Annotated in this window: 22 protein-coding genes; 4 read left to right on the top strand and 18 right to left on the bottom strand. The window is 62.6% G+C overall.

Annotated elements, in window-relative coordinates; genetic code table 11:
- The first annotated feature begins 51 nt into the window (after positions 1 to 51).
- The gene (locus TBD_RS06640; protein WP_011311839.1) at positions 52 to 3,231 is read left to right on the top strand and encodes an efflux RND transporter permease subunit; all 3,180 of its coding nucleotides are present in this window, start codon (positions 52 to 54) and stop codon (positions 3,229 to 3,231) included.
- A 764-nt stretch (positions 3,232 to 3,995) separates the two neighbouring features.
- Here TBD_RS06640 and TBD_RS14240 read toward each other — a convergent pair.
- The 8 genes from TBD_RS14240 to TBD_RS14970 all read right to left on the bottom strand — a co-directional run bounded on the left by TBD_RS14240 (position 3,996) and on the right by TBD_RS14970 (position 9,659).
- Entirely contained in the window at positions 3,996 to 4,412 is a 417-nt protein-coding gene (locus TBD_RS14240) for a copper-binding protein (RefSeq protein ID WP_081430002.1), read from the bottom strand.
- A 24-nt stretch (positions 4,413 to 4,436) separates the two neighbouring features.
- Positions 4,437 to 5,303 carry a copper resistance protein B gene (locus tag TBD_RS06630; RefSeq protein WP_011311837.1) on the bottom strand — a complete coding sequence of 289 codons (867 nt, stop codon included), beginning with the start codon at positions 5,301 to 5,303 and terminating at the stop codon, positions 4,437 to 4,439.
- A 25-nt stretch (positions 5,304 to 5,328) separates the two neighbouring features.
- On the bottom strand, positions 5,329 to 7,014 hold the full coding sequence (locus TBD_RS06625; RefSeq protein WP_011311836.1) for a copper resistance system multicopper oxidase: 1,686 nt from the start codon (positions 7,012 to 7,014) through the stop codon (positions 5,329 to 5,331).
- 398 nt (positions 7,015 to 7,412) lie between these two features.
- A complete protein-coding gene (locus tag TBD_RS06620) occupies positions 7,413 to 7,895 on the bottom strand; it encodes a hypothetical protein (protein ID WP_011311835.1) in 483 nt (160 codons plus the stop codon).
- Positions 7,896 to 7,977: 82 nt separating this feature from the next.
- Complete coding sequence (locus TBD_RS06615) at positions 7,978 to 8,457, bottom strand: hypothetical protein (protein ID WP_011311834.1); 480 nt, start codon at positions 8,455 to 8,457, stop codon at positions 7,978 to 7,980.
- A 31-nt stretch (positions 8,458 to 8,488) separates the two neighbouring features.
- Positions 8,489 to 8,923, bottom strand: coding sequence for a YncE family protein (locus TBD_RS15110; protein ID WP_011311833.1), 435 nt, complete (start codon positions 8,921 to 8,923; stop codon positions 8,489 to 8,491).
- 3 nt (positions 8,924 to 8,926) lie between these two features.
- On the bottom strand, positions 8,927 to 9,472 hold the full coding sequence (locus tag TBD_RS15105) for a YncE family protein (RefSeq protein ID WP_011311832.1): 546 nt from the start codon (positions 9,470 to 9,472) through the stop codon (positions 8,927 to 8,929).
- Positions 9,473 to 9,521: 49 nt separating this feature from the next.
- Positions 9,522 to 9,659, bottom strand: coding sequence for a hypothetical protein (locus TBD_RS14970; protein WP_187147208.1), 138 nt, complete (start codon positions 9,657 to 9,659; stop codon positions 9,522 to 9,524).
- Positions 9,660 to 9,800: 141 nt separating this feature from the next.
- On the opposite strand from TBD_RS14970, the gene TBD_RS06605 reads away from it, so the two are divergent.
- Positions 9,801 to 10,016, top strand: a complete 216-nt coding sequence (locus TBD_RS06605; protein ID WP_011311831.1) for a hypothetical protein — start codon at positions 9,801 to 9,803, stop codon at positions 10,014 to 10,016.
- Between the two features lie 515 nt (positions 10,017 to 10,531).
- Positions 10,532 to 10,780, top strand: a complete 249-nt coding sequence (locus TBD_RS14965) for a hypothetical protein (protein ID WP_041432470.1) — start codon at positions 10,532 to 10,534, stop codon at positions 10,778 to 10,780.
- 766 nt (positions 10,781 to 11,546) lie between these two features.
- Here the strand turns inward: TBD_RS14965 and TBD_RS14540 are convergent.
- The 10 genes from TBD_RS14540 to TBD_RS06555 form a co-directional block, all read right to left on the bottom strand.
- On the bottom strand, positions 11,547 to 12,449 hold the full coding sequence (locus tag TBD_RS14540; RefSeq protein ID WP_011311828.1) for an AAA family ATPase: 903 nt from the start codon (positions 12,447 to 12,449) through the stop codon (positions 11,547 to 11,549).
- Between the two features lie 15 nt (positions 12,450 to 12,464).
- Positions 12,465 to 14,444 carry a hypothetical protein gene (locus tag TBD_RS14535; RefSeq protein ID WP_011311827.1) on the bottom strand — a complete coding sequence of 660 codons (1,980 nt, stop codon included), beginning with the start codon at positions 14,442 to 14,444 and terminating at the stop codon, positions 12,465 to 12,467.
- Complete coding sequence (locus TBD_RS06590; RefSeq protein ID WP_202943215.1) at positions 14,437 to 14,973, bottom strand: hypothetical protein; 537 nt, start codon at positions 14,971 to 14,973, stop codon at positions 14,437 to 14,439. Before TBD_RS06590 ends, TBD_RS14535 begins: the two co-directional genes overlap by 8 nt.
- Positions 14,974 to 15,637: 664 nt before the next feature.
- Entirely contained in the window at positions 15,638 to 16,201 is a 564-nt protein-coding gene (locus TBD_RS06585) for a DUF305 domain-containing protein (protein ID WP_049750223.1), read from the bottom strand.
- Positions 16,202 to 16,494: 293 nt separating this feature from the next.
- Positions 16,495 to 18,708: a glucans biosynthesis glucosyltransferase MdoH gene (gene mdoH, locus TBD_RS06580; protein WP_011311824.1), complete on the bottom strand. Its 2,214-nt coding sequence runs from the start codon at positions 18,706 to 18,708 to the stop codon at positions 16,495 to 16,497.
- The gene (locus TBD_RS06575; protein ID WP_011311823.1) at positions 18,705 to 20,249 is read right to left on the bottom strand and encodes a glucan biosynthesis protein G; all 1,545 of its coding nucleotides are present in this window, start codon (positions 20,247 to 20,249) and stop codon (positions 18,705 to 18,707) included. The genes mdoH and TBD_RS06575 overlap by 4 nt, the downstream gene beginning before the upstream one ends.
- 621 nt (positions 20,250 to 20,870) lie before the next feature.
- Entirely contained in the window at positions 20,871 to 22,175 is a 1,305-nt protein-coding gene (dsrA, locus tag TBD_RS06570) for a dissimilatory-type sulfite reductase subunit alpha (RefSeq protein WP_011311821.1), read from the bottom strand.
- 109 nt (positions 22,176 to 22,284) lie between these two features.
- Entirely contained in the window at positions 22,285 to 22,938 is a 654-nt protein-coding gene (locus tag TBD_RS06565; RefSeq protein ID WP_041432462.1) for a DUF488 domain-containing protein, read from the bottom strand.
- Between the two features lie 165 nt (positions 22,939 to 23,103).
- Entirely contained in the window at positions 23,104 to 23,412 is a 309-nt protein-coding gene (locus TBD_RS06560; protein WP_041432460.1) for a DUF1840 family protein, read from the bottom strand.
- Between the two features lie 101 nt (positions 23,413 to 23,513).
- On the bottom strand, positions 23,514 to 25,622 hold the full coding sequence (locus TBD_RS06555; protein WP_011311818.1) for an ATP-dependent helicase: 2,109 nt from the start codon (positions 25,620 to 25,622) through the stop codon (positions 23,514 to 23,516).
- Between the two features lie 109 nt (positions 25,623 to 25,731).
- Here TBD_RS06555 and TBD_RS06550 point away from each other — a divergent pair, with 109 nt between their 5' ends.
- Entirely contained in the window at positions 25,732 to 26,757 is a 1,026-nt protein-coding gene (locus tag TBD_RS06550) for an alpha/beta hydrolase (RefSeq protein WP_011311817.1), read from the top strand.
- The last annotated feature ends 168 nt before the right edge of the window (positions 26,758 to 26,925 follow it).

Below are 26,925 nucleotides of genomic sequence, written 5' to 3'. Positions count from 1 at the left end.
CGCTCCGGCGAGTGCGGCGACGCCGCTCTTTAAAAAGGAAAGCATTCCATCATGTTCGACAAAATCATTCAGTTCGCCATCGAGCAGCGCTGGCTCGTCCTGCTCGCGGTCCTGGGTATGGCCGCGTTCGGCGTCTACAGCTATCAGAAGCTGCCGATCGACGCGGTGCCCGACATCACCAACGTGCAGGTTCAGATCAACACCGCCGCGCCCGGCTATTCGCCGCTGGAGTCCGAGCAGCGCATCACCTTCCCCGTCGAGACCGCGATGGCCGGGCTGCCGGGGCTGGAACAGACGCGTTCGCTGTCGCGCTACGGCCTGTCGCAGGTGACGGTGATCTTCAGGGAAGGCACCGACATCTATTTCGCACGCCAGCTGGTCAACGAGCGCATCGGTCAGGCCAAGGGAAAACTGCCGGCAGGGATCAATCCGGAGTTGGGGCCGATCTCGACCGGGCTGGGCGAGATTTACATGTGGACGGTCGAGGCCAAACCGGGTGCGCTGAAACCCGACGGCGCCCCCTACACCGCCATGGATCTCAGGGAAATCCAGGACTGGATCGTCAAACCGCAGTTGCGCAACGTGCCGGGTGTGACCGAAATCAACACCATCGGCGGCTACGCCAAGTCGTTTCAGGTATCGCCGCTGCCCGACAAACTCGTCGCGCACGGCCTGAGTCTGATGGATCTGGTCGCCGCTATCGAGCGCAACAACGCCAACGTGGGGGCGGGCTACATCGAAAAACGCGGCGAGCAATACCTGATCCGCGCACCGGGACAGGTCGCCGATCTCGCCGACATCGGCAACATCGTCGTCGCCAGCCGCGAGGGCGTTCCCGTACGCATCCGCGACGTCGCCGAAGTCGGCCTCGGGCAGGAGTTGCGCACCGGGGCCGCAACCGAAAACGGCCGCGAAGTCGTGCTCGGCACCGTCTTCATGCTGATCGGGGAAAACAGCCGCGTCGTCTCGCAGGCGGTCGCCAAGCGGCTCGAAGAAGTCAATCGCAGCCTGCCCGCCGGTGTCGTCGCGCAGAGCGTGTACGACCGCACGATCCTGGTCGACAAGGCGATCGACACGGTGAAGAAGAACCTGGTCGAGGGCGCATTGCTGGTGATCGCGGTGTTGTTCCTGTTCCTCGGCAACATCCGCGCGGCGGTTATTACTGCGCTGGTCATTCCGCTGTCGATGCTCTTCACCTTCACCGGCATGGTCACGAACAAGGTCAGCGCCAATTTGATGAGCCTCGGCGCGCTCGACTTCGGCATCATCATCGACGGCGCGGTGGTCATCGTCGAGAACTGCGTACGCCGGCTCGCGCACGCGCAGGCGCATTTCAAACGTCCGCTCACCCGCACCGAACGCTTCCATGAAGTCTTCGCTGCCGCGCGCGAGGCGCGCCGCCCCCTGATTTTCGGCCAGCTCATCATCATGGTCGTCTACCTGCCGATCTTTGCGCTCGCCGGCGTCGAGGGCAAGATGTTCCACCCGATGGCGTTCACCGTCGTCGTCGCCTTGCTGGGCGCGATGATTCTGTCCGTGACCTTCATCCCCGCAGCGGTTGCGCTGTTGATCGGCAACAAGGTCAGCGAAAAGGAAAACCGCCTGATGCAGTGGGCGTCGCGCGGCTACGCGCCGATGCTCGCCTGGGGCATGGGCAACAAGGCCCTGGTGCTCACCGTTGCGGTGGTTGCGGTGGCGCTGTCCGGCCTGCTCGCGACCCGCATGGGCAGCGAATTCGTGCCGAGTCTCAACGAGGGCGACATTGCGCTGCACGCCTTGCGCATCCCCGGCACCAGTCTGACCCAGGCGATCGAGATGCAGACCGAGCTTGAACGCACGATCAAGCAGTTTCCCGAAGTCGAGCGGATTTTCGCCAAAATGGGCACCGCTGAAATCGCGACCGACCCGATGCCGCCGAGCGTGGCCGACAACTTCATCATGCTGAAACCGCGGTCGGAATGGCCCGACCCGAGCCGCACCAAGACCGAGCTTGTGATGGCCATGCAGGAGGCGGTCGGCAAAGTGCCCGGCAACAACTACGAGTTTACCCAGCCGATCCAGATGCGCTTCAACGAGCTGTTATCTGGCGTGCGCAGCGATGTCGCGGTCAAAGTGTTCGGCGACGACATGGACACGATGAACGGCACCGCCGCCGAAATTTCCGAAGTGCTGGAAAAAATACCCGGTGCGGCCGACGTCAAGGTCGAACAGACGACCGGGTTGCCGATGATGACGATCCAGATCGACCGGGAAAAAGCCGCCCGGCTCGGGGTCAACGTCGGCGATATCCAGGAGGCGATCGGCATTGCCATCGGTGGACGCGACGCCGGCGTACTGTTCGAGGGCGACCGGCGCTTCGACATCGTCGTGCGCCTGCCGGAACGCCTGCGCAGCGATCTGGCGGCGCTGAAGCAACTGCCGATCAGGATGCCCATGGACGCCATGACTGGCGCGAGCCACGGCTATCTGCAACTGGGCGACGTCGCAAGCTTCATCGTCGCCCCCGGCCCCAACCAGATCAGCCGGGAGGATGGCAAGCGCCGCGTCGTCGTCACCGCCAACGTTCGCGGCCGCGACATCGGCTCGTTCGTCAATGAGGCCGATCTGGCGATCCAGCAAAACGTCAAGGTTCCGACCGGATACTGGATCACCTGGGGCGGCACCTTCGAGCAATTGCAGTCGGCGGCCAAGCGTCTGCAGATCGTGGTGCCGGTGGCGTTGCTGCTGGTTTTCATGCTGCTGTTCGCGATGTTCAACAACATGAAGGACGGCATCCTGGTCTTTACCGGCATCCCGTTCGCGCTTACCGGCGGCATTCTCGCGCTGTGGCTGCGCGACATCCCATTGTCCATTTCGGCAGGCGTCGGTTTCATCGCGCTGTCGGGGGTCGCGGTGCTCAATGGCCTGGTGATGGTGTCCTTCATCCGTACCCTGCGCGAACAGGGCCGCACGCTCGATACCGCAATCGTTGATGGCGCGCTCACCCGCCTGCGTCCGGTTCTGATGACCGCGCTCGTCGCCTCGCTCGGCTTCATTCCGATGGCCATCGCCACCGGCACCGGCGCGGAAGTGCAGCGGCCGCTTGCTACCGTCGTCATCGGCGGTATCCTGTCTTCGACGGCGCTGACCCTGCTGGTCCTGCCGATCCTGTACCGGCTGGCGCACAGGAAAGAGGAAGAGATCGAGGCGGGCGCAGTCGGTAGCGGCAGGCCACAGGCACAGCCCACCTGACCGCATCATTCGTCAGAACCTCTGGATGTCGTTGGGCGTGGTGGCTTGCTGATTCCCGCCACACTGTTCGGTCGGGCGGGGATCGGGTTGGCGGTTCTCATCCACGAAGGCTCGACCGTGGTGATTGCGGTTAACGCGTTACACCCGCCGGGTTATCAAGCAAACGAGAAAAAACAACCCGGTCACTCCGGAGATGCGTGGTCTGCTCTAAACGGGAGGATCCGCACGTAGACCAACCATTAACGAAGCACTTACTTACGAGAATTGCTTTGGAGGAGAGAACTCTTGCATCCGGCCTTACGGTCAAGCCGCCACTCCAGCTGCTGGCCGCTGCCATGGCGCTCTGCGCCGCGCCACGGAACGCCAGCGTGGAAACCCTGTCCGAGTGGCTGTTCTTTCCGCCGTTTCTGGGACTCGCCGAACGGGATTGCCGCAAGGCGGCGAGTGGGAGCGCAACGACATCGAACCCGTGCTGAGTATGCTCGGGCATGGGCAGTCTCGGTTCCGTGCCCTGGCTCGCCGAGATATTCGTTTCCGAGCACGAGTAAGAACTGGCCCGCTGTGCATGGGGCGGCAACTCAATCCACAAACTCCTGTCGGTCGCAAAGTTTCATTATCTGCAAGGCTAAGTTATGTAAACAGGAGAACCGCTTGGCCGCGAATTCTGACCTTGAGTTCACCGCGCAGCAATTACTATTGGCGCAGAGGTAAATGACGTGGAACGCATCGGGGATTGGACGCGGAGTTCACTCTCGCCGGCAGCGTCACTGGGACACTTTCTCGATTCGGGTGATTTCCAAACCCGTCTTGCCTTTCTCCAAATCGAACTGCACCTTGTCCCCGGTGGCTATGCCTTCCAGAACAGCCTTGTCCTTGACGCGGAAGTACATGGACATCGAGGGCCAATCCAGTGCCGGGATCGGCTCATGGTTGATCTTGATCTTGCTCTGTTCGGCCTTGACCTGCTCGACGACGCCGGTTCCCGACACCGCCGCCTGTTTCGCATCGGCCGCCGCGACCCTGAGCGGTTCGGCCGAGCCGGCCGGCGCGGCATGAGCGAGCCCCATCCCTAGAACGACCATGCTGGAAAGCCCTAACAAAAATACGCCTTTCATGATTGCGTTCCTTTCGATTGCGTTGTTGAGCAGAAGCGGAAAAGTCTTTTCCATACGTTCCTCCATCGAAGTCGATCCAAAAAAAATGGGTCAGAACCAGAAGCGCAGGCCTGCGACCAGCCGCGTGTCCGAGACGTCCTCGCCCGCATCCCGCGCGAGATCCGCCGTGTCTCCGAACTTGCGCGCCCACTCGACGCCGACGTATGGCGCAAACTCGCGCCGGATTTCGTAGCGCAGGCGCAGTCCGGCATGCAGGTCGGACAGGCCGCTGCCCAGGCCTCGCTCGACGTCGCTCTTTCCGTATGCGTTCGCCTCGACCCGCGGCTGCAGGATGAGTTTCTGCGTCAGCAACAGGTCGTATTCCGCGCCAAGCCGCAGCGCCGTCCGCCCCGCTTCGCCGACATAAGCCGTGGCCTCGACCTCGAACCAGTACGGCGCGAGGCCCTGGATGCCCATCGCCAGCCAGCCGCGATCGGGTCCCTCGCCGCTGTCGTAGCGCACGCCCAGTTGCGTGTCCCAGTAGGCAGCTACGGCATGTCCCCACAACAACTCGGTGCGCGCGTCTTCGAGCTTGCCGCCCTCGATATCGCCTTCGGCCTTGAGCCACGCGCGGTCGTAGGTGCCGCCGTACCACGCGAACAAGTCGTAGGCGGTCGCGCTGCCGTCGTCGCCCTTCGCGGTTTCCAGCCGGTCGACGAGCAGCGAAGCGAAGTTATGCTCGTCCCCCAGCCGGAGCGACCCTTGCGTGTAACCCCCCGAATAGGCGTGCGGGTCGCGCGCGTCGGCCGGCGCTGAACCGCCCTGCATGGACATCGCTGCCCCGCCCTCGCCGGCTTCCGTGTCGTGCTGCATGCCCGGCATCGCGCCCATGTCGTGCGCCGCGTGATCCTGGGCCGCGGCGGTGGACGCCGCGAGTGTCATGACGACAGCGATCGCGCGCACTCGAAACTCATTCATCGTGATTTCTCCTCGGTTGCGCAACTCAGGCCACGACGACTTCGCGGAACATGCCCATGTCCATGTGCAGCCCCAAATGGCAGTGCCATGCCCAACGCCCTAGGGCATCGGCGGTGACCAGAAAGCTCACGCGCTGCGCGGGCTGTACTGCGATCGTGTGCTTGCGCACCTGGAACTTCCCTTCCGGACTTTCGAGTTCGCTCCACATCCCGTGCAAGTGCATCGGGTGCGTCATCATCGTATCGTTGACGAAGACCACGCGAAGCCGCTCGTTGTGACGGAAATGCACCGGCGTGGACTTCTCGAACTCAACGCCGTCAATGGACCAGGCGTAGCGCTCCATATTGCCGGTGAGATGGAGCTCGATCTCGCGTCCGGGGCCCCGCGCGTCCAGCGGCCCGCCGACGCTGTGGAGATGGTCATAGGTCAGCACGCGCCGGCCGTTGTCGCGCAAGCCGACGCCGGGGTCGTCCAGGTCGGTGCGCGGGGTGTCGACGCGCATGTCGACACTGGGGCCATACTCGGTCCGGGCATGGTGGGCCCGCGCGAGGCCGGTCATGTCGCCCATCATGTCCTGCATTTCGAGCGCCACGGGCTTGTCCGGTGACGGAACCGCCGCGACAAGTCCCGCACGGGTCGCGAGCGTGCCGCGCGCGAAGCCGGTCCGATCCATCGACTGCGCGAAGATCGTATACGCCTCGTCCTTGGGGCTCACGATCACGTCGTAGGTCTCTGCGACGCCGATGCGGATTTCGTCGACCGTGACCGGTTCGACATCCTGCCCGTCGGTCTGCACGACGGTCATCTTGAGTCCCGGAATGCGCACGTCGAAGAAGGTCATCGCTGCACTGTTGACGAAGCGCAATCGCACCTTCCCGCCGGGGCGGAACAGCCCGGTCCAGTTGCCGGCCGGCGCCGCGCCGTTCATCAGATAGGTATAGGTGTGAGCGGAGACGTCGGCCAGATCGGTCGGGCTCATGCGCATCTCGTTCCACATCCGGCGCTTGTCGATCGCGGCCTTGAGCCCTTCCTTCGACACGTCGCGGAAGAAGTCCCCGGCGGTCGGCTGATTGAAGTTGAAGTAGTCGCCCTGCACCTTGAGCTTGTGGAGCACCCGCATCGGATGCTCGTCGGTCCAGTCCGACAATTGCACGACGTAATCGCGATCGGCGCCGACGGAGTTACCACGCGCGGGGTCGATGATGATCGTGCCGTACATCCCGGTCTGCTCCTGCATGCCGGAGTGCGAGTGGTACCAATAGGTGCCGGTTTGCTTCACCTTGAAGCGGTAGGTAAAGGTCTGGCCGGGCGGAATTCCTTTGAAGCTGATGCCCGGCACGCCGTCCATCTCGAAGGGCAGCAGGATGCCGTGCCAGTGGATCGACGTGTCCTCGGTCAGCCGGTTGTGTACGCGGATGGTCACGGTGTCGCCCTCGCGCAGGCGCAGCGTAGGCCCGGGAATCGAGCCGTTGATCGTCGTCGCCATACGCGGTTTACCGGTGAAGTTCACCGCCGTCTCCGCGATCGTGAGATCAAATTCGGTGCCGCTGAGTACCGGCGCACTGCCTGCGGCCGTGCCGGCTTCCCGTGCCGAGGCCGGCAGTATCAAGGAGGGCGCACCGAGCAAGATGCCGCCGGCCGCCAGTCCCTGGAGAAACCGCCGGCGCGGGAGATTCGGCGTTGCAGGCAAGAATCGAGAATGAGGGTTCATGTAACGGTCCCGGGGTCACCTGGATTGGAAGACACGCGATATTTAGCCATCGGCGCCCCAACCCCGACATGACCGCGCCATTACAATCGCGTCATGCTCTAGGGCGGACGATGGGCGACCCGGTGAATCTCAGGAGCCCTCCTGACTCGACATCGGCACCTGCGAACAGTCGTTCCTGCCCACCGGATGGCGCGCCGAGGGCTGCTTCCGGACATGTCGTCCGCCGACATTTTGTGCGGGTCAGACGCAATGGCGTCGCGGCCTGCTGTCACACCTCCGCGGGCGACCGCAGACCGCGACTGCGCCGGTGCACAAGATAGTGCTAGTCGACAAAGCCGGCGCCGAGCGGGCCGCTCGGGCCAAGTCTGATGTGCCCCTCCCCGCCCCGACGCTCGGGTTCAGGGAGCGAAGTGGCGGTGATTGAAAGTCGCCTTGATCGGCCCCGCGTGGCCCGGACGGCGTATCTCCACCTCGATGCGGTACGTGCCGTTGCTGCGGATATCGAAATAGTTTCCGTAGCTTACGGTGTCATCGATGCGCATGGGCTCGAGCGTTTTTCGCTTGGATGCGAGCCCAAGCTCCGTCACGGCCGCCGTTACCTGCGCGTCCTCGATGCGGCGCCCGCTCGCGGCATCAAACGGCGCCACCATCAGATGGTGGCGATAACGCGAAGCCGGCACGCCGCCATGCATCCGCCTTTCCTCGTGTTCCTTGGGATGCCCCTGGATGATCTGCGCGGGGACAACGCCGAGGTAGATCGCAACCCCGTCGACTATCTGAAAATCCCGCGGCGCCTCCGCTGCGAAGGAAACGTTCAGTGACAACAGGCCGATCGCCGCCCACGCGGTTGGCCGGAAGCGTCTTGCTAGCTGGGTGTGCATGGCATGTCCTCCTGTCTCGGCATCTGTTCTGCGCCTTGCTGAAGCATAGTCGATACGGGTGCGGCAACGGCGTTTTCACCCGTCAGCGGCCCGGGTCCGTATGCGAAGGGTCCTCCCTGCGCGCCGCGCCTTTCCGGTGCTGCAGCGCCAAGGCCGTCAGACCGTCGTGACGGCCGGTCTCGTTATAAAGGACGTCGATCACGACCCCGCGTTGGTCGAATACCAGCGTGTAGCTGCGTGCTTCATGATCTGCCGCGGTTTCTGCGACGGCCTGCTTGCGCCCCGTCGGACTGACGTAGGAATTTGTCGTGACCACCCCTCCGACGTCGTATACCCACCATTCCATGCCATTGGGAAGCGTAACGTTCCTGTGCGCCTTCCCATGGTGGCTGAAGGCCGCCTGTCTGGTGATGACACCCAGGGGAAACGACTCCAGCGTGACCTCGACGAGCGCGTCACGCGAAAACACCGGAGGCATCGGGAGGCTTGCCGCGTTGACGAGACTTCCAAGCGGCCCGAGCCCGGCAAGCAGGAGCATGGCGACGACGACGCGTTTCATCATTCGAATCTCCTTTCCACGCGTGCGCAGCCGCTCATTTGACCACCGCAATCTGATGGCCTTCGCCCGCGGGCAGTTCGATCTCGTCCGCGACGGTGACCGCGTCCTGGTCCACCACCCAGATCTTTGGCGCCTTGCTGCTGGAAACGTAGATCTTCCCGGTGCCTGGAATCCTGTCGAGGTGATACGGCTCCGGTGAAAGCGGAAGGACGCGCCGTTCGCCGGTTTCGGTATCCAGCGCCACCACTCTGTCATCCGACTGACTGCTGATAAAAAGCGTCTTGCCGTCGTCGCCGATATCCAGCCCGTGCAGCCGTTTGCCGATCGTGTAGGTCGTTCGGACTTCGCCTTCCCTCACCCCGACGACCGAAACTGTGCCGGCTCGGGCGTTGGCAACGTAGAGCAGTTTTTCATCCGGCGAGAATGCCAGATGTTCGGGGGAAGGAACGGCCTTCAGGGAGCGGACCACGGTTCAAGAACCGAGGTCGATCTCGCTGATGGTTCCGTCGCCGCTGTTGCTTACGTAGGCATGCTTTCCGTCCTTCGTGATCAGGGTGTAATTGGGGGCGGGCCCGGTGTCGATGACCCTGAAGACCTTGTTGCCGACGACGTCGACGACGCTGATGCCGCCACGCGTCGGATGGGTCGATAGCACGTATTTCCCGTCCGGCGTGATCGCCTGGTGATGGGTCCACCCGGACACGGGGATTTCTGCCATGACATGGCCATGCGCGGGATGAATGACGTAGAGCTTGCTGTTCGGGGTGTCGGCGGGTGCGCCTGCGGGTATCGGGGTCTCAGCGAGGCTCCCTGCGATGAGGTATTCGCCGTCCGGCGTCGCCACCAGGCCGTGCGGGTTTTCTATGCCAGCGTAGTGTTTGACGATGGTCCCGTTTGCCACATCGACTGCGATGACCGCATTGCCGGAACCCAACGGGATGTACGCGATGGGCGCCGCGAAGGCGACCGCAGCGTTGCCGGCACAAACCAGCCCGAAAACGCATGCTTTGAGTGCCATTGCTTTCTCCTGGTTTGACGGGCATTAGCCGGCTGGAGACGCTTCCAGTCTAGACCAGCCGCCCCGGGGTGCATGCCACGCGCCCGAGCGTCTTCGCCTCGCGGGCCCCGCAACCGCTCGCCTGTGCTGCAGCATCGGGCTCCGGTTCGTCGTCGGCCGCGCGCTGGCCGACGTTGGTTCCGGACATTCCGATGTTGCGTGCCGACAGCAGGTCCGAAGCGGGGACACCGGGTCCGGTCTCGTCGTGGATCCGGATTGCGCCGGATCAGACTCCAGCTTATGCCTGTCGCGCCGAAGCGATCAGGCCTGAAATCTTCAGGTTACTCCAATGCGGCTTTTCAGCTCCTACCCGAACTATTTGCCCGCGCGGATCAAGCTCTGCGTCTTGAGCGGCCTCACCGTCGCGCTCGCTCTCGTGCCGGAGGCGATCGCCTTCGCCTTCGTCACCCACGTCTATCCCTCAAATTCCGCCGAAGTGAATCGCTGGAACAGCCATTCAGTTATTTGTTCTCTGGAACCTCATGGCTTTTTTTGCGTGCTCTAGGCTTTTTGGGTGGAGAGGAATCCGCAGTTCGAAGCTGCTTAATCTCCAAAAGCAAAGCGGTACCTCGCGGGGAATCCCTTGTCCCTCTCCCGCCATCGGGCTCGACGCGCGAAGCCGCGGGTAACCCGCTACTTGGACAGGGGTCTGTGGCAGGAAGTCACGACGTATATAGAAGCTTTGCCGAAGGAGAGCGAACGGGAGCGAGATCACTATTTTCGGATTCGGTGGCTCTTTACCCTCCTCTACTTGGGAGGCTTGAGAATTTCTGAAGTCGTCGAGAACTCAATGGGAGATTTCTTTTCCCGGCGCGACCGCGATGGAGAGGAGCGCTGGTGGCTGGAGGTAAGGGGAAAGGGAGGGAAGGAGAGATTGGTGCCCGCAACAAAGGAGATGATGATCGAGTTGACGCGCTATAGACGTGAGAAGGGTTTGCCTCCATACCCCGGGTCTGGCGAGAAAACACCTCTTGTCCTTCCCATCGGAAAATCTCATGAGCCGCTTACCCGGACTTCGCCTTGGATGTCGATGAGGTGGGGATATTGGCAAGCCACAGCTTCAACGGGCTGGATTTGTTGTATCTGGAGCCTGAGCGAACGGCCATCATCGAAATGGCCGACGTCGACTTCACCCGGGTTAAGCGTGTCCCAGTGAACCGCCGACTGATTTTTTCCAAGGCCGAGTTGGAGAACAATCTCGCGTTCATCGCTGCGGCGTACGCGGAGTTCAGCCCCCTGCTGTGGCCTCCGCCATTCCCATTCTGTTAGCCAAGTCCCGGTCGTGCTCCTCGTTTGCATAAGCCCTCGCCAGGGATCCGACAATTTCAGGAATTCCGGTCGGCCCGCTATAGATACTCATCCACCAGCGAACGAAGCGATTTCCCCACAGGGCGAGATCGCGCTCCGCGCCTTTTTCCATCGGGGCTGGACCGACTATTCGATTCGGATCGAAGTAAACGTGTCCACAATCGGAACAATAAACAAAATATTCAGAGTTAGCGCGATATCTCTCGTAGCGCGCCAGCCCAGTCTTGGAAACAGCTCTGGAACATCGTACGCAAGGCTTCTCCAGTGCCCGCCCGTGAATCGGGCACCCGCCCACAATACCGAGATCAAAAAAAACACTGTGATATCCGTTGGCTAAACAGGATGAGCAAAACCTTACTCCGCGAGCAAGATCAGGAGAAACGTGAGGAAAACCTAGTTGGTCTAAGAAACAACGGCGCAGGCGGTCTGGATGAACACCCAACATGCCTGAGAAACGATCAAAATCAATCCAGGAACTGTCCCTAAAATTGATCTCTCGGGGGCTCGGAATTCCCTGTTTTGCTATGGCCTGCGCAACATCTGCAGGAGTGCAGTAATTTAACGCCAACAGTTTTGCGAATAGTCCCCACGCAGATTCATATGGAAGGGGCCAAGCTGGATTCCAAGTGAACAGCATGGGTCTACTTTTCTGTCATCAAACCAGAGAAATATCTAAGATTGCTCGCATCTACCGCCTCTTCAACTAGCTTCGGCGTCAATTCGAAATCTATTGCGTCCGCCTTGCGGCTTGCAAGCAAGAGATGCTCGACGGTCCGGGTAAGATGTTCCATTGGAACAGTCCCGTGCGGGAGCGGATCGGAGGCCGCCTTAAGCGAGGCCCAGATCGTTTCGGCATACCCTCTAAGACGAAACCCTGCCTTATATGCTTCAGGTAAAAAAAGCGCGTGTACGCCCAGTCAGTGTCCTCGGGATAGCACTTTTCCGTATCGTATGCTTCGAGGATGACCTCTAGGTCCGCACGACCGGCGCATCCATCAAATACGATAGGTTCGCTTAGAAAACGAGCAATGAGGTTGAATGAATGTGATGTTGCGAGTGCTGTGCGCACATGAAGAATTTCTGGCTGACTAAACCCCAATGTCGTCATTGCTATTTTCTTTTGCTCCAAGCGGTTATGTATTACGAGAAGCAGTCTGAAATCTGCCTCACATAACAGTTGTAGTTCGTCAACCAACAGTACAAGGTGATTTCCTGCCCGGGACGCCAGATTGGTTTCAATATGCGTCAGTAGTTTTAATAGAGCTTCCCTGTAGGAGATGCGTTTATTGATCACCAGTTCTTCAGACGACAGCAAATCCAATACAAACCCTAGGTCTGAAGTGCTACCTCGCTTATCCGCGCTGAGAAACATAATATGGATATCTTGAAACTCCGTAGCAAGGAGGCGTCTGATAGCCATTGCGCAGCGGGTCTTTCCAGTCCTCGGGCGCGCATACAGAAATGATCCTGTCCGGCGAGTCCAGACCCGTTCCCGCACCAATCCATAAGTGGCTTTGATCATCGGCGTAAGAACGGTGTAATCCTTAGCGACAATGGGATGACGACTCAGCATGGACGCCCGAGCTTCTGCAGACAATTCAACGTGACGCAACTGATTATATGTAGCCATAGACCGTCGGCTGCGCTATCGCTGGCGATTAATAAGTTCGTTTAAATCCGGCGGCGGTTTGTCCATCAGAGTTCCACTTTCTTCAGAGGATACAGTTTCTCTGGTTTGGCGCGCCTCGTACGGAGGACCGAGAACCAGAGGTAAACCGCTCTCGCGTGCCACGCGCGTTGCTTCAGTGGCTTTACTCTGACTGGGGAGAACCTTTCGACCCGGTGATGCTTTTTCCCGACTCCCTAGATACCTCATATAGGCCTGCACGGGGTCGTCTAGCTCTGAAACAACTAGCGCCCGTCTATGAACGAGCCTATTAATTGCTTGGCGGGTTTTCCGGCTGTGTTTTGTGATTGCCCACCTGCCTGAGGCCTTGAGAAATCCTAGCTCGGCGCCACTAGGTAAATAGGCCTTTACCTGTCTTAAATCCTCATCGTCAATCTCTATGACAATTTTTTTTCCAACCAAAACTAGCAGCTGCGCTAATACAGAACTCGTATATCTCGCTCGGTCTAGTTCAATGTAGGGGCGTCGACCACTTTTCGCCCCTCCGCGAACTGTGCACTCTTTCCTGACAGGCATTGGGTTTCCGGATTCGCTTACACGAGGAAGTCGCCTAGCAATGAAATGTCCCTCCGCGAGGAAATATTCGATGTACTCAAGTGGGGATCTATACGACAGTCCTTCCGATGGGGTCGCATTGAATTGAGCCACATACACGTCGAGCAACTCCTCAACCTCTGTAGACCTAATGCGATATCGCGTTGCGTTTTTTTCGGCGCCAATAGCGCGACCATTTCCAGGATTGGAGCCCGTAGTAGAGGGGAATCGTAAAAAGACGTCGTCTGAAATGCTCTTGAACAGCCGTTCGACATTTGGACGCCTCTCAAAATGTCGAGAAGGTCCCCAATTCACAATAAAGCCTAAGTGCCTACGTGCAGTCTCATAGACCGCTTTCGCCAAATGAGCCAAAGCGCCGTCCAGTAAAATGCTGCCCCATACCGCTCCCTCACACTCTGGGAAGACACCGCTCGGAAGGCCGCCACCCTCTGGGTAGGAAAGTCCAGGTATTGTCAGTTCTTTGGGCCGCCAAGGTCTTGCTACTGCATCTCGGATCAACGTAAGGACATCATTCGCTGACACCTCGCTACTGTATACAATGCTATAGGTGAGTATGGCGCCGGATACCCGGTCAATCATGGCGAGGAGCCATAGCCGCTCAAGCAAAACATCCGTCTCGGCTCCTTCCGGCGTCTGAAAAACAACCGAAAGAAATGCGTTTATGTCGTAAGCGTCCAATTCAACGGCGTCAAAGGGCTCCTCGTATAAAAGCAAGGGGGCAATTCCGCGCCCCACGGCGAGATGTGCCCTCGCTTCTTGCTCCCCTCTAGTGTTTACCGCTCTCTCGAAGCTCGTATTTAGGAGCGTCCGCATGTAGGTCTGGATCGAACGTATTCCTAGGTGTTTGGTATTGAATGGCCACTCACCCAACGAAACCCCATTGTTCTTTAGACAGGATAGAAATATCCGATGGAGATCTTTTGGGCGAATTCGGTGTTCATGAATCTCACGCGACTTGGCCTCTTTTCTTATCAAGGAGATCAATTTGGCTTCCACTTCTGGATAACGCGAAAGCACCGCACCGAGGGCTCCCGAGTGGCCTCCCCTCTGCTCCTGCCGCTTGCTCTTAACTTCGGCTTTACGCTCGTAAGCTTTTAGATGTGAGTAGGGGATCAATGCCCGAAAACCCATTATTTGCCCGTCTTCCGCGATGGTCGTACATCTCTTCGCCATATGAACCAATGCCCCTGCAGGAACCCCGGTCCGTTCGAAAATTGCTGCAGTGGGGTAACCTTGCACGTACAACCGAACCGCCTCCCTCTTTGCAGCATACTTTTCCTGGTGTTCTGGACGGAGTGAGGCAACATCAACCGTCGGCCATGTGTCGACTGCTGGAGTATCCATTAGCGATTCAGTTCGCTTCCAGCGCTGCTGCTTATCCATTGAGACTCCACTCGGTCTGAAGGCCAAACGAGCGTCGGCTCAAGTCAAAATGTATTACATTCTCCACACCCATGCGGACCATCATCCCCAGCACTACTGGTTGATCGAATTGCGCGAGATCGGTGAGCGCTGTCCTGATGGTCCCCTTTTTGTGTTCACGAAAATACGCGGCAAGTGAAGTGCGGCACGGGGCCTGTTCCTGCCCCCGAAGCATTGCAGCAAAGCTCAGCGGCTTGATCCATCGCAAAGCGACCGCGGCGACGGGTCGTAAGATATGGTCAGTAAAAACGGTATATTTGACCCCTTCTTTCGTAGCCGCTGCAGCTTGAGCCAAGAATTGAGAGCGATCGATGGGGTTTCGCGTCGCTGCTTTTATTTCATGCCACTCGATATGCCCATCCCTGTACACGGCTACGGCGTCGAGCTCTGCGCCCCTTATCTCCTTGTCATCCGTGGAAACAATCGGACCGGGAGCTAAATCAAAGGTACTAACCGTGGGTTCAGACTCGAGGAAGTAGAGCCAGTGCACAAGCTGCCGGTCACTCGGAAGGATCCAGTCTCTATCCGTCTTTACGCTATACACAAGCCAGAGATTGCTATTCCTTCTGCCCCTTCCCCGATACACCTCACGTATCGAGCGGCGAAGAGTTGATCGCAGTGATTGATTTGGCGTAGGCACGAGCCGCTCCTTGGCGACCCCGTTATGTAGCACCCTAGAACTCTGTGGCCGCGAACTGTGCCTTTTAGTTCAGCCCGCAGAAATTACAAGGTTTCTCTTCCAAAACCACGAACTAAATTTCATCATTAACTGAGATTAGAGGCTCATAAAATGCTTCTAACTTCCTGTATTTGTGTTGTAACTGGCCTCTAAAAAATTACGCCGATTTACTTCGGCGCACTGTACGGCCATACACCGGCCACAATCGCAAGAAAGGTTCGACCCCCGTGCTTTCCAAATGTAGAGTGCCCGAGCGTTCAATACTGTGACAGAACTGCCGCCGTGCCATGTCGGGCGCCACAGCCGAAGACATACCACCCAAGACAGCGGAGCCAATCGGGACCAGCTTTCTCAGGCCGGCCCTGCGGGCTCCGTATCGGGCCGATTTTCGCGTACCTGCCATGCGTGAAAGCGCGCCTCGCTTTTCTCCCACGCCCACCGCGCCCTGGTCGCCGTGCCCTGCGGCCGAGCGCGCTTACTCAGGCCGGCGCGTACGCGTCTCTTCGCGGATTTCCTCGCTGCGCGCGCGGTAGCTGCAGATGCCGTACCACTCGCATAGCCAGTTGCGCAGCTGACGAATCTCGGCCGCTTGCGCGGTGATGATGTCCTGACACATGGCGATGAGCGCCGGGTGGTCGGCGTCCAGCAGGCATTCGCTGCTCACGACGATCGCTGTGAAGTGATGCCGGATCATGGATTTCATGAACTCGATCTCGAATTCGGCGCCGCTCAGCGCCTCGAGCTTCTCCATCTCGCGCTGATCCTTGCCCGACATCTTCGGTTCCACACCGCTGCCATACCAGGCTTGCAGCCAGCCCATCAGCGTCGCGATTTCCGCGGTCTGCGCCGCGATGATCTGGTCGCACATCGCGCGCAATTCCTCGTGCTCGGCCTTCTGCACGCACATCGTTCCCATGTGCACGGCCATCTGGTGATGGCTGATCATTCCGGTCATGTAGTCGATTTCAAATTTCGCCGCCTTCTTTTCGGCCGCGGGACCGGCTGCAACAGCCGCTCCGGCGAATATCAGTAGCGTCATCAACCAGAGTGCACGCAGGGAATTCAAGGCCAAGGAACAGGGTTGCATCGCGGTCTCCCGAGAGATGCGCATACGGCGCAGGGTATGGGGTGAGGTCACGGCGCCCCCGAGCAGGCGCTTAAGCGACTATAGAGGGCGCCTGCCGGAGTACAAGGGAAAACCGAGCGGCGCCTACCCTGCCCTGCCTCTATCGCTCGTTTCGCGAGACCGTCTGCGCCCTCGGCTTCATCAGGTTAAAGAAGGATTCGAGGACGCCTGCGCAAGGCTTTGAATCACAAGTCAAACGGCCCGGGTCAAACCGCCGACTGCTGCAGCAGCATTCCCGAGACTTCCGGCGCCGTCGGCTCAATCTCCCTGGCCGCCGTGAGTTGCACGGGGGTGCGGAAAAGCGTCGCCGCCCGCAGTTGCTGCAAGCTGCTCGGCTCGCTCAAAAAGCGCATCCAGTGGGCGCGTTCGAGCGGCACCTCGTCCAGCGCGAGGCGCTCGATCTGCTCGCGCCGCCGGATACCGCGCACTCCATGCGAGGTACGGCGCGGACCCATCGCGGCGCACGCAAGCGCACACAGGCGAGCGTCGCCCAGCGCCTCGGGCCAGGCCGGCAACGCACTCGGCAGCAACGCGTGGTCGCTGGCGCGGCGCAGCACCGAAGGTTGCCAGGTCTCTTCCGGAATCAGCAGCAGGCGCGCGGCGCGTACCCGCTCGCCGATGCCGGAGCGGCTGGTCAGGACGGTGAACGGGACGGCGAGCAGCAGCGGCAGTCCGACCGGGATCATCCACACCAGCGCAGGCGGATGGATCAGTGCGAGCATCGCGGCAATCGCCAGCACGGCGAGGCCGATCGGCGCGAACCGCCGGGCCGCTTCGCCCCAGGACACGTCGCTCGCCTCGCGCGGCGGCGATTTCCACTCGAGCTTGAGGCCGATCAGCGCGCCGACGACGAACAGCGTGTGCGCGACCATGCGCAGCGGCGCCTGCAGGGCCGAGAGGCCGATCTCGAGCAAGGCGCTCTTGAGGAGCTTGGTCCCGCCGCCGTAGAAGCGTTTTTCGCCCTTCAGCAGCACCGCGAGTACGCCGAGCACCCGGGGCAGCACGAGCAGGATGATCGTGCCGACCCAAAGGCCGAGGACGCCCACGGCGAAATCGCCCTCGCGCGTGAAGAAGACGTTGCCGCCGACCAGCCAGAGCAGCGCGCCGAGGATCACGTAGAGCAGCCACAGAGGGGCCGACAGATACGCCATCGCGCCGGTGAGCAGCATGCCGCGGTGGACCGCATGAAACCCCGGTTCGGCGATCAGCCGCGCGTTCTGCAGATTGCCCTGGCACCAGCGCCGATCGCGCTGCAGTTCGGCCAGGATGTGCGGCGGCTGTTGTTCATAGCTGCCGACGAGGTCGGGCACCAGCCATACGTGATAGCCGGCGCGCCGCATCAGCGCGGCCTCGACGAAGTCGTGCGAAAGGATTTCGCCGCTGAGCCGGCCCTTTCCCGGGAGCGACGCGAGCGCGCAATGCTTCATGAAAGGTTCGACGCGGATGATCGCGTTGTGCCCCCAGTAGTGCGCTTCGCCGAGCTGCCAATACTGCATGCCGAGCGTGAACAGCCGTCCGACCACGCGCGAGGCGAATTGCTGCGCGCGCGCGTGCAGCGTGTCGTGGCCGCAGGCCTGCGGTGCGGTCTGCAGGATGCCGGCGCTCGGGTGCGCTTCCATCAGGCGCACCAGCGTGAGCAGCGCATCGCCGCTCATCACGCTGTCGGCGTCGAGCACGACCATATAACGGTAGTTGCGGCCCCAGCGGCGGCAGAAGTCGGCGACGTTGCCGGCCTTGCGCTTGGTGCGGCGCTGGCGCCAGCGGTAGAAGATGCGGTCGGTGCCGAGACGGGTGCGCAGTTCGGTCCAGGCCGCGAGCTCGGCGGCGCGCAAGGCGGGATCGCTGCTGTCGGAGAGGATGTAGACGTCGAACAGGCGGGCCGCGCCGGTCGCGCTCAGGGATTCGCAGGTCGCGCGCAGGCCGGCGAAGACCGTGTTCACGTCCTCGTTGCAGATCGGCATGATCACGGCCGTCCGCGCGGCGTCGTCGACAGGCTCCTTGCCGACCGAATGCCGCGACAGCATGTGCTTGTCGCCGCGCACGAGCACCATGAACCCCATGACCGCCGTGACGCAGCCGGCCGCCACCCAGGCGAACAGCAGCGCGAACAGGCCGATCTGCGCATACTGCAGCAAAGGATGCTGGTAGGTCGGCTGGGCCTGCGACAGCACGGCGGTCGCCGCAAGCGAGGCGACGACGACGAGCGCCATGAGCGCGCGGCGTCGGCGGCGGGCCACGGCCTCCCAGGGCGCCCTCCCCGTCACCGGATCGGCGGCCGGATGTCGGTGACGCCCGCTCAGTAAATCCGCCAGACCGCGCGCGAGCCCGCGCCACGGCTTGGCCACCATCGCGCCGCGGGCGATGGCCGGCATGCTGGGACTCGCGCCTCCGCCCCTGACGGGCCGAAACGGGTTGCTCATTTGGGTGGGATGACGTAGGTCCATGTTTCGCTCAGCGTGTCCTTGCCGTGTTGAAGGAAGGCGCGCAATTCGACGGGTTGCGCGACCCTGCGTTGCTTGACCCGGAGCGACATGCGCCAGGTGCCGTTTGCTGCATTTCGGTAGACGTTGCGCTCGACGATCTGGCCGTTCGCGTTGGCGCTGACGACGGCCTTGACCGCCGCGTCGGGGGCGAGGGCATCGAGCGACGGCCCCGCGAAGTCGACGATGTACTGGTGTTCGTTCGGGGCGAGCGCGTCGAAGCCGCGGCCGGCGCGCGTTTGCGTGACCCAGGCGGCGGGCGGGCGCTGCTGCACCTCACCCTGCCAGCGCAACTGATAGGCGAGGCTCAGCGGCTGACCGGGCGCGGGCAGCTTCTCCGGCACCCAGTAGGCGACGATGTTGTCGTGGGTCTCGTCGGGCGTGTTGAGCTGCACAAGTTCCACCCGGCCCGGGCCCCAGTCGCCGCGCGGCGTGATCCACGCGCTCGGGCGCTGGTCGTAGCGCGCCTCGACGTCTTCGTAGCTGGCGAAACTGCGGTCGCGCTGCATCAGTCCGAAGCCGCGCAGCGACTTCATCGAGAACGAGGTCGTCAACGTGTGCTTGGGGTTGATCAGCGGCCGCCACAGCCATTCGCCCTCGCCTGTCGCGACCATCAGGCCGTCCGAGTCGTGGACCTCGGGGCGGAAATCGGTGCGGTGCGGCTGGTTCTCGCCGAACATGTACATCGTCGTCAGCGGCGCGATTCCGAGCGTGGCGACCTGGCCGCGCAGGTAAAGCTGCGACTGCACGTCGATCACGGTGTCGTTGCCGGGCATGACTTCGAAGCGGTAGGCGCCGGCCGCGCGCGGCGATTCGAGCAGCGCGTAGACGACGAGCGTGGTCGCGCCGGGCTTGGGTTTTTCGATCCAGAACTCGGAAAAACGCGGAAACTCCTCGCCCTTTCCGCCCACCGTGTCGATCGCGAGCCCGCGTGCCGAAAGGCCGTAATGCTGGCCGGCGCCTACCGCGCGGAAATAGCTCGCGCCGAGGAAGACGACGACTTCATCCTTGTAGGCCGCCGTATTGAGCGGGTAATGGGCGCGGAACCCAGCGTAGCCGACGTCGCCCCAGTTTTCGGGCGACAGCTTGTTCTTGCCGTAGTCGAAATCGGCGCGGTCGAAAGGCAGATGCCTGACCGCGCCCTGCTCGTCGATCTCGTTGATCTGCAGGCGCTGCGTCTGGAACTTGCCCAGATGGAAGAACATCAATTCGAAAGGCAGCTTGTCCCGGCGCCACTGCGCCTGCTCGGGCTTGAAGCGGATGTCGCGATACTGGTCGTAGCTCAGCGCCTTGAGATCGGGAGGCAGCGAAGACGTCCGCGCCTGATAAGGCTGACTGGCGAGTTGCTTGGCCTTGGCGGCCACGTCGTCGAGATCGAAGGCGAGCGCCGGCCGCCCTCCCGCAAATAGTAGCGCGCCAACCAGCAGATAGCGCAGCACAGGGAAGATCGACTCGGTACCGTGGTATCGGGTAATTCGCATTCGATGGGGCCGTTAAGGAGACACCGCCCCTATGCAACCCCTATGCCAACCCAATGAAATCATTTATTTTCAATAGGTTGTCATGCAAACATGACTATTCATATTACGAACTGACCGGGGCTGTCGTCGGGGAAGAGCGACAGGTCCCGGGGCGCAAATTGCAGATCCTTGATCGGAAAGGCAAAAATGCTGTCGCAAGTCGGCGACAACCGGCTCCGCAAATTGCAACGGGTGCCTTTGCGCTATGCCGGTGCAACTTTTTTACGATCAGGCGACAACCACGCGATGCGCCAAAACGCGTGAGCAGGTTGCTCTATGACGTTGATGTTATGGGACTTCGAAAGGATCGCGCCTGTCAGCGGCCCGCATGGCGCCGCTGGGTCAAGCGCGGCCGGGAGTTCATGGAAAGCGCCCTCGTGAGAGAACTGCTGCGACCCGCTCGTGCGAAGAATTCGATGAGGAGCGTTCCGGCCGAGCAAGCCGGGGCGACCCTGGCCGCCCTCCCGCGGGTGCCGCAGCCGCTCCGTGGCCCCGTACGCCCCGAAACAGAAACGGCCGCATGAGCGGCCGGGCGAAAACGCTGGGAGCCCCGGGTCGGGACCCGGGCGGCGTATCAGCGAGTCAGGCGGACTTCTGCGCCTTGTACTCGAGCCATTTCTCGACCTGCTCATCCCAGTCGTCGGAACGGAAGAATGGATTCATGCGCGGCTGACTGATCATGTTGGGATCGACCGGCAGATCAAGGCCTTCGAGGAAATTGTTCAAGCCGATGCGCTCGATCATCTCCCCAGTGCGTTCGTGCTCGAGTGCGTTCTCGGCAAAGAAATCGATCACGTTGCGACCGAGTTCGTTGAGCTTCTCGAAGTCCTCTTCGGTTTCGAGCTTCATGAACGGGATGACGACCGTCCCCATGGTCGCGCCGATCTTCAGCACGCCCTTGCCGCCGACGAGGATCGTGACGCCCTTGTCGGTGCCGACGCGTAGCCCGCCAGGGATGACGTTGATGCAATGCATGCAGCGCACGCAGTTCTTGTTGTCGATGCACATCGTCTTGCCGTTGCCGAGGTCGGCGGCGGAGACGTGTTCGCTCGGCTGGAACTTTGAGGTGGCGACCAGGCTGATCGACCGAGTCGGACATTTGGTCACCACGTCGTTGACGAGATCCTCCTCGCCGTGCGCCGCCATGTAGGCCTGCACGAGCGTCTCGTCGACGCGGATGTTGTCGCGCCAGGTGCCGATCGTGGCGAGGTCGGAGCGCATGATCGCGTTCACGCAGTCGTTCGGGCAGCCCGAAAACTTGAACTTGAACTTGTACGGCAGCGACGGCCGGTGCATGTCGTCGATGTTGTTGTTGATGACAGTGCGCAGCGCATGGGCCTCGTCATAACAGGAATGCTCGCAGCGTGCGGCGCCGACGCAGGACATCGAGGTCCGCAGCGAAGGGCCTGCGCCGCCGAGATCGAAGCCCATCTGGTTGAATTCGTCGAAGGCCTTCTGCACGTTCTCGGTGCGGATGCCCTGGAGCATGATGTCTCCGGACTGCCCGTGGAAGGCGATCAGCCCCGAGCCGCCGGTCTCCTGCCAGACGTCGCACATCTTGCGCAGCAGATCCGAGGTGTAGTGCATGCCGGCCGGCGGCTGGATGCGCAGGGTGTGGAATTCGGCCGCCTCCGGGAAGAGCGGCCGGTTGTTTTCGTCCTTGAGTTCGGTGAAACGCGGAATCACGCCGCCGCCATACCCGAACACGCCGACCGTGCCGCCCTTCCAATAGCCTTTCTTGGTCTGGTACGAGGTCTCGAGCTGCCCGAGCAGATCGACCATCATGTCGTTGTCTTTGGCGAGGCGCTTGAGGCCGGTCACGAAGCTGGGCCAAGGCCCTTTCTCGAGTTCGTCGAGGTTCGGCGTTTCGATGGGGGACTTGGGCATGACAGCTCCTTTCGTTAGGTTCGTTATGTTTTGAGGCTCGAGCCTTCGAGCCTGCGGGCCGCGCCGCCCATTGGGCGTTCGCACCTGACGAAAAATAGTTTTTTAATAACTATTTAACAAACGATCTTTTTTGGCCTTTTGCATCGGTATTTTCGATATGAGTGGTTCCACCCTCGTTGGGGCAACATCCGTCCGTCGCGACGGTCGCTTGCCCCGGCGCGGATCCCGCCTCGGGTGGATAGGTGAGCGTGCCGCCGCTCACCCGCGCGAATGGTGTGAGCGCGTGAAGCTGACGGCGCGTCGCGCTCAGGATGTGTTCGACGCGGAAGCCGCGGAGGACGAGTGCATCCGCGATGAGCGAACGATGGCAGCGCCAGGGTACGGCCTCGGCGCACATCAGGACGATTCGCCGCGTCTGCGCGAGGGCGATCAACGCGTCGAGGCTGCGCGCGAAGTCGGCTGTCTGCATGTAGTCGGCATAGCCGCGAAACGAGGCGTTGCGCCATCCGGCGTTGGGCGAATCGGGCCTGGCGCGCCGCAGGCCGCCGAGACCGGGCGCATGCACGTAGCCGAGACCGGCATCGGCGAGTGACTGCGCCAGGGCCTCCGTGTTGAATTGCGGGTTGTGCCGCGAGCGCGGCACCGTGCGCACATCGACCAGCGAAGCCGCGCCGTGTGCCTGCAGCAGCCCGATGAAAACGTCGATCGGATGCGTCGAATGGCCGATCGTCAGAACCAGCGGGGAAGCGGTCTCGTGCGACATCGCAGGGCTCTTATCGGACACTCAGGCGGCCTTTCCCGGGGTGGTCGGACGATCTCCCAAACCTCGCGCGGGCGCGGAATCCAGCGGCGCGCGCGGCCCGCGCACTTTGCGAGCCCTCGCTGGCGCCGTCGCCTCATCAAGCCGGCAGCAAGCGAGCGAGCCGGCCTACTTCCACATCACGTCCGCTTTTCGGTCGGCGGCAGCGGCGAGCAGTTCGAGTAGCGGCAAGGCGCGATGCGCGAGACTGACCGGCGGATCGTCTTCATCGTCGGCTGCGGCCGCGGGCGGGCGGGCCTGAGCGCCTTTGTCCGCGTCGAGCGCGCGCCGGAGCCGGTCGAGCGCGGCCGGCACGTCGGCCGCGACGACCGCCCCGGGCACGGTTCCGCTGTGCCCCATCATTTTCAAGAGCGTCACCGCGACATCGCCGAACATCGTGATGTCGGCGTAGGCCTTGGTCGTGAACGTCACCAGCATGCTGCCCTCCTGAGAATACGGGTGTCTTTCATGAGGGCCCCTTCGGGCGCCCCATGAAACGGACATGAACGAAGCATAGTTGTTGAACGCGCGTCGCGCGCTCAGCGCCACATCGCCTTCATTCTCGACAGCACTTCCACCACTTCGGGCGGCGGCGCGCAGGCCGGCGCGGTTTCCGTCGCGCGCACCGGCCACACGCGGGCGTCGAACAGCTCCGACATGCCGGGCGGAATGAAGCGTGTGCGCCCCGCATAGACGTGGCGGTCACCGTAGCCCGACTGCTGCGTGACATAGAAACGCTGCGGCACGACGACCTGCAGGTGGTCTTTCGCGCGGGTCAGCGCGACGTAGAGCAGCCGCCGTTCTTCCTCGATCTCCTGCGGGCTGCCGGTCGCGAGATCCGAGGGAATGCAGCCGTCGACCGCGTTCAGCAGGTACACCGCCGCCCATTCCTGACCCTTCGCCGAATGGATCGTCGACAGGATCAGGTAGTCCTCGTCGCGCAGCGGCACGCCGGCCTCGTCGCTCGTGGCGTCGGGCGGATCGAGGGTGAGCTCGGTCAGGAAGCGCTGGCGCGAGGGATAGGTGCGCGCGATCTGTTCCAGCTGGCTGATGTCGCCCTGACGCACCGCCGCGTCGTCATACAGGCGCTCGAGGTGGGGTGCATACCAGCTGCCGATCGTTTCGAGCTCCGCCGGCCACGTCGCGCCGGGCTGCGCGAGGGCGGCCACCAGCCCGAGAAAGTCGTCCCACGCATGCGCGGCGGCCGGCGGCACGCGCGCCTCCTGCAAGGCCATCCGGACGTCGTGCACCTGCGCGAGACCGTCGAGCACCTGCCCCGCGGTCTTCGGTCCGATGCCAGGCATGAGCTGCAGCACGCGAAAGCCCGCGACGCGGTCGCGGGGATTTTCGTGCCAGCGGAGCACCGCGAGCACGTCCTTGATGTGAGCCGCCTCGAGGAACTTGAGCCCGCCGAACTTCACGAACGGCACCTGCCGGCGGTTCAGCTCGATCTCGAGCGTCGCGCTGTGCTGCGCTGCGCGGAACAGCACGGCCTGCGCCTTGAGCGCGATGCCCGCTTCGCGCCGCGCCAGCACTTCCTCCACCACGAAGGCAGCCTGGTCGGCCTCGTCGCGCACGCTGACGAGCTGCGGCCGCTCGCTCGATTCGCGCTCGCTCCACAGCGACTTGGCGTAACCCTCGCTCGCCCGCGCGATCACGCCGTTGGCCGCGGCGAGGATAGGCTGCGTCGAGCGGTAGTTGCGCTCGAGCGTGACGACGCGCGCGGGCGGCGCGAACTGCCCGGGGAAATCGAGGATGTTGCGCACGGTCGCCCCGCGAAAGGCATAGATCGACTGCGCGTCGTCGCCGACCACGGTCACGCCGCGGCCGTCAGGCTTGAGTGCCCGCACGATGCTCGCCTGCAGCGCGTTCGTGTCCTGATATTCGTCGACGAGAATGTGGCTGAACCGCGCGCCCATCTCGCGCGCGAGCGTCGGCTCCCCGGCGATCTGCCCCCAGTACAGCAGCAGATCGTCGTAATCGAGCACGTGCTGCGCCTGCTTGGCCTCGACGTAAGCGAGGAACAGGCGCTTGAGTTCGTCTTCCCACTCGACGCACCACGGATAACGTCGCTGCAGCACGTCGCCGAGCGGCGCGAGCGTGTTGACCGCGGCGGAATAGATCGCGAGACAGGTGTTCTTGCGCGGAAAGCGTTTCCCGGTGTCGGCGAGGCCGAGTTCATGGCGCACCAGATTCAGCAGATCGGCCGAGTCTTCGCGGTCGTGGATCGTGAAAGCCGGATCGAGCCCGATGCGCGGCGCGTATTCGCGCAACAGGCGCGCGCCGATGCTGTGAAACGTGCCGGCCCAGGCGAGTTTGGCGCCGGCGAGCCGCGGGCGTCCGGCGGCGACCTGGCGCAGGATGCGTTCGACCCGGCGCACCATCTCGTCGGCCGCCCGCCGCGAAAACGTCAGCAACAGGATCGCCGCCGGGTCGGCTCCGTGCGCGACGAGATGCGCGACGCGGTGCGCGAGCACGTTGGTCTTGCCCGAGCCTGCGCCGGCGATCACGAGCAAGGGGCCGGCGCAGGCGTCGCCTGCCACGTCGTGTTCGACGGCACGGCGCTGCTCGGGATTCAGGCGCGACAGGTAGCTGCTGGGAGGGAGCGCGGGCGGCTGCTGGCCCGGCACGACGGCGGTTTCTGACATGCTGTATTTTTATACAGTAGACCGCCGCTGGCAAGCCGCCCCGCGTGACGGGCCTGGGTCGCCAGGGGTCGCCGCATACTATGTTTCAGGCACGAGTCGAGGAGATGCCATGTCCCGTCCCGCGGCGTGGTTCGCCGTCCGTGCCTCCGTGTGCTTTTTCGCGATCCTGCTGGGCGTCGCTGGCCTTGCCGCCTGCGCGACCCCGGTCGAGCAGCCCTGCCGCGACGACGCGGCGGCCCCGCGCCTCGAGGCCGATCGCGTCATCGCCGCAGACGGCGCAGTGCTGCCACTCAGCGTCTGGCGCCCGCCGGGCGAGGTGCGGGCGGTCGTTCTTGCCCTGCACGGCTTCAACGACTACGGGCACGCCTTCGCCGACGTCGGACCGTTTCTCGCGCGTCGCGGGATCGTGACCTACGCCTACGACCAGCGCGGGTTCGGCCGCACCGCCGGCCGCGGCCTGTGGCCCTGTCGGGGACGGCTCGTCGACGACGCGCGCAGCGTCGCCGCCTTGCTGCGCGAGACCTACCCCGGGCGTCCGCTCTATCTGGTCGGCGAGAGCATGGGCGGCGCGGTGGCGATGCGCCTGCTCGCCGACACGCCGGCCGCCGCCGACGGCGCGGTCCTCGTCGCGGCGGCCGTGTGGAGCCGGGCGACCATGAATCCGCTGCAGCGCGCGGCCCTGTGGCTCGTCGCGCATACCCTCCCCGACCTGCAGTTGTCGGGTCGCGGGCTCGGCATCAGGGCGTCGGACAACGACGCGATGCTGCATGCCCTGCGTGAGGATCCGCTGGTTTTGAAGAAGGCGCGCGCCGACACGCTCTGGGGGCTCGCCGACCTCAGGGACGGCGCGTTCGCGGCCGCTCCCCGCCTGACGACGCCCACGCTCGTCCTCTACGGCGAGCGCGACGAGATCATCCCGCGTCGCCCGTTCTGCCGCACGCTCGCCACCCTGCCGCCCGCAGCACGCGTCGCCGTCTACCCGGACGGCTACCACATGCTGACCCGCGATCTCGGCGCATCGGCCGTGCTCGCAGACCTGGCCGCATGGCTCGGCGACCGCGATGCGCCCCTGCCCTCGGGCCGCGAGTTCGAGCGGCAACGCGAACGCGCGCTGAACAACCTGTGTGCTTCCTGAAACGTGCCGCCGGTGGACGGCGCCCGGCGTCAGGAGCCGTCCGGATATCGCTCCGTCCGCGGAAAGACGCGCGCCGACTCGACTTGCAAGCTCTCCGGCCGTGGTCTTGAATTTCAAGGACACACATTTCCTCGAGCTTTGCTTATTGCCTGATGCGGTCTGGCGCGC

It is taken from the genome of Thiobacillus denitrificans ATCC 25259, from assembly GCF_000012745.1.
Classification (GTDB): domain Bacteria; phylum Pseudomonadota; class Gammaproteobacteria; order Burkholderiales; family Thiobacillaceae; genus Thiobacillus; species Thiobacillus denitrificans_B.
Note: the sequence above shows the minus strand (reverse complement) of the source record. Positions and strands in the feature narration are given on the sequence as shown.

What these genes read in the sequence shown, in the direction of transcription:
- TBD_RS06640 (WP_011311839.1), top strand. Translation starts at nt 52, where the DNA reads ATGTTCGACAAAATCATTCAGTTCGCCATCGAGCAGCGCTGGCTCGTC.
- TBD_RS14240 (WP_081430002.1), bottom strand. Translation starts at nt 4,412, where the DNA reads ATGGAGGAACGTATGGAAAAGACTTTTCCGCTTCTGCTCAACAACGCA.
- TBD_RS06630 (WP_011311837.1), bottom strand. Translation starts at nt 5,303, where the DNA reads ATGAATGAGTTTCGAGTGCGCGCGATCGCTGTCGTCATGACACTCGCG.
- TBD_RS06625 (WP_011311836.1), bottom strand. Translation starts at nt 7,014, where the DNA reads ATGAACCCTCATTCTCGATTCTTGCCTGCAACGCCGAATCTCCCGCGC.
- TBD_RS06620 (WP_011311835.1), bottom strand. Translation starts at nt 7,895, where the DNA reads ATGCACACCCAGCTAGCAAGACGCTTCCGGCCAACCGCGTGGGCGGCG.
- TBD_RS06615 (WP_011311834.1), bottom strand. Translation starts at nt 8,457, where the DNA reads ATGATGAAACGCGTCGTCGTCGCCATGCTCCTGCTTGCCGGGCTCGGG.
- TBD_RS15105 (WP_011311832.1), bottom strand. Translation starts at nt 9,472, where the DNA reads ATGGCACTCAAAGCATGCGTTTTCGGGCTGGTTTGTGCCGGCAACGCT.
- TBD_RS14970 (WP_187147208.1), bottom strand. Translation starts at nt 9,659, where the DNA reads ATGTCCGGAACCAACGTCGGCCAGCGCGCGGCCGACGACGAACCGGAG.
- TBD_RS06605 (WP_011311831.1), top strand. Translation starts at nt 9,801, where the DNA reads ATGCGGCTTTTCAGCTCCTACCCGAACTATTTGCCCGCGCGGATCAAG.
- TBD_RS14540 (WP_011311828.1), bottom strand. Translation starts at nt 12,449, where the DNA reads ATGGCTACATATAATCAGTTGCGTCACGTTGAATTGTCTGCAGAAGCT.
- TBD_RS14535 (WP_011311827.1), bottom strand. Translation starts at nt 14,444, where the DNA reads ATGGATAAGCAGCAGCGCTGGAAGCGAACTGAATCGCTAATGGATACT.
- TBD_RS06585 (WP_049750223.1), bottom strand. Translation starts at nt 16,201, where the DNA reads ATGACGCTACTGATATTCGCCGGAGCGGCTGTTGCAGCCGGTCCCGCG.
- mdoH (WP_011311824.1), bottom strand. Translation starts at nt 18,708, where the DNA reads ATGAGCAACCCGTTTCGGCCCGTCAGGGGCGGAGGCGCGAGTCCCAGC.
- TBD_RS06575 (WP_011311823.1), bottom strand. Translation starts at nt 20,249, where the DNA reads ATGCGAATTACCCGATACCACGGTACCGAGTCGATCTTCCCTGTGCTG.
- dsrA (WP_011311821.1), bottom strand. Translation starts at nt 22,175, where the DNA reads ATGCCCAAGTCCCCCATCGAAACGCCGAACCTCGACGAACTCGAGAAA.
- TBD_RS06565 (WP_041432462.1), bottom strand. Translation starts at nt 22,938, where the DNA reads ATGTCGCACGAGACCGCTTCCCCGCTGGTTCTGACGATCGGCCATTCG.
- TBD_RS06560 (WP_041432460.1), bottom strand. Translation starts at nt 23,412, where the DNA reads ATGCTGGTGACGTTCACGACCAAGGCCTACGCCGACATCACGATGTTC.
- TBD_RS06555 (WP_011311818.1), bottom strand. Translation starts at nt 25,622, where the DNA reads ATGTCAGAAACCGCCGTCGTGCCGGGCCAGCAGCCGCCCGCGCTCCCT.
- TBD_RS06550 (WP_011311817.1), top strand. Translation starts at nt 25,732, where the DNA reads ATGTCCCGTCCCGCGGCGTGGTTCGCCGTCCGTGCCTCCGTGTGCTTT.